The sequence below is a fragment of the Azohydromonas lata NBRC 102462 genome, from assembly GCF_001571085.1.
GTDB lineage: Bacteria > Pseudomonadota > Gammaproteobacteria > Burkholderiales > Burkholderiaceae_C > Azohydromonas > Azohydromonas lata.
In genome coordinates this window covers 1-2,224 of the sequence record NZ_BCTC01000241.1, presented here as the reverse complement: position 1 = coordinate 2,224, position 2,224 = coordinate 1, and the positions used below count along the sequence as shown (strand labels likewise).

Here is a 2,224-nt window from a genome sequence, read left to right as displayed (position 1 = left end):
GCTGTCGCCCGCGCCGCTGATGTCCCACTCCGAGACCGGGCTGCCGGCCAGGCAGTTCTCGGCCACGATGGCGTTGGCGGGATTGGCGCAGCCGGGCGGCGGTGCCGCGGTGGCGAAGGTCCAGGCCAGGCTGGTGGCCAGCGCGTTGCCGGCCACGTCCTTGACGCGCGGATCGGCGGCGCCGCCCTTGACCGTGGCCGTGTAGCTGCTGGAGGCCGCCAGCGTCGCGTTGGGCGCCAGCGTGGCGGTGCGGCTGGCGGCGTTGTAGCTGACCGCGGCGGGCACCAGCACGCCGTTGGCATCGCGCAGCTCGAAGGTGCCGGCGCTCACCGTGGTGGCGTCCAGCGCCTCGCTGAACGTGGCGGTCACGCTGGCCGTGGTGGCCACGCCGGTGGCGCTGTTGGCCGGCGCGGTGGCCGTGACGGTGGGCGGCGTGGTGTCCGGGCCGGCGTTGGCCGGCGTGAAGGCCACGTCCACCCAATAGTTGCTGGCCATCCAGGTCTGCGACGGGAAGCTGGAGCTGCTGCCGTAGGCATAGACCCCGTTGCCGCCGCTCACGCCGTTTTGCAGCAGGTGCACGGGCGCCTTGTCCACGCCGGTGTTGGCGAAGAAATTGTTGTCGCCCGCATAGTGGCCGTTGGGCGCGTAGTAGGAAGCGACGTAGACGGTGTTGGCCGTCACCTGCACAGGGGTGGCGAACTGCACCTCCTGCCAGCCGCTGGCCGTCTCGTTGCCGAAGGTGGCCGTGGCCAGCCGCGCGCCGCCCAAGCTCCAGAGGTTGCCGATATGCGTGCCGGTGTTGCCCGTGCCCTTGTAGAAGCGCACGCCGGTGACGACGCCGTCCACGTCCACGCGGAACTTCACGCCCAGCTCCACCGCGCCCGGGTCGTTGACCGACGGGCTGGCGGGCGTGGCCGTGCTGGACCAGGCGCTGCAGGGGCAGTCCTGCACGCTGGCGGCGGCCACCGTGGTGAAGCTCCATGACGCGTTGGCAGCCATGGGGTTGCCCGCGAGGTCCTTGATGCGCGGGTCGGCCGTGCCGCCGCGCAGCGTGACGGTGTAGGTGGTGGAGCCCGCCAGCGGCGCCGAGGGCGTGAGCGTCACGCTGTTGTTGGCCGCGTTGTAGGCCACCGCCGCGGGCACGACGGCATTGGCCGCGTTGCGCAGCTCCGCCGTGGTGGTGTTGACGGAGGCCGGGTCCAGCGCCTCGTTGAAGGTGGCGCTGGCGGTGCCGTAGATGCCTACACCCGTGGCGCCGGCGGCCGGCACCGTGGACGAGACGAGCGGGCCGCTGGTGTCCACGCCGTAGCTGGCGGTGTAGCTGCCGGTGTCCGCGGCGAAGAAGGCGTACTCTACGCCCTTGATCACTTTGAGGGTGAACGGCACGGCGGTGCCGCCGCGCACGATGCCGACGAGCACGTCGTTGCCGGAGCGGCGCGGCAGCATGCCTTGCAGCCCCGTGGCCGCGGCGGCGCGCGAGACGCTGAAGTTGAGCGCGCTCCCATTCCAGGCCATGGCGGCGAAGTAGGACGCGTTGCGCGCATCCAGCCAGGTCAGCATCTGGCGCGCGGAGATGACGGGCACGCCCCGCGCCTGGGCCGCGGTGACCGTGGTCTGCGCCTCGGGAATGAGCGCCACGTCGGTGTGGGCGTTGATGACGTAGGCGCCGTAGTAGCCCTCGGCGCCCAGCGCGCGGTCCAGCAGGGTGTTGATGGTGTAGGGGTAGGTCTGGCCGGACTCGTCGGTCATCTGCGTGGCGGCCTGGAAGACGTCCACGAAACTGCCGTCGAGCTTCATGAAGCGCATGGGCATGGCCGAACCGGTGAAGAGGCCCGGCACGTCGTCCACCCAGCCCGGCGGCCAGAAGTAGTAGCTGGTGTCCAGCCGCATGCCGTACTTGAGCTGCGTTTCGGCGGCGGTGCTCCAGTCGCTCCAGGCAATGCAATGGTGGCGCTGCGTGCTGGGCGGCGGGACGCTGGCGTACTTGGCCACCCAGTCGCCGCGCTGCGTGGCGTAGATGCCGTCCAGCGAGGCGGCGGTGAAGTCGCCGCAACTGGTGTTGATGTGCAGGCCGACCTCGAAGCCGTCCTGGGTGTACTGGGCGGCCTGGGCATCGCTCAGCGGCGTGTTGGGAAACATGTAGGACGTGCCGCGCACGCATTCCCAGTTGGCCACCGAGCAGCCCGCGGGGCTCACGGACTTGAAGTAGTCGAAGCGGCCCGCC

General features: G+C 70.8%; 1 protein-coding gene. It reads right to left on the bottom strand.

The genetic code is table 11. From position 1 onward, the window contains the following. A partial coding sequence (locus ALA01S_RS30825; protein ID WP_157119428.1) for a DUF4082 domain-containing protein occupies positions 1-2,224 on the bottom strand: 2,224 nt, incomplete at both ends.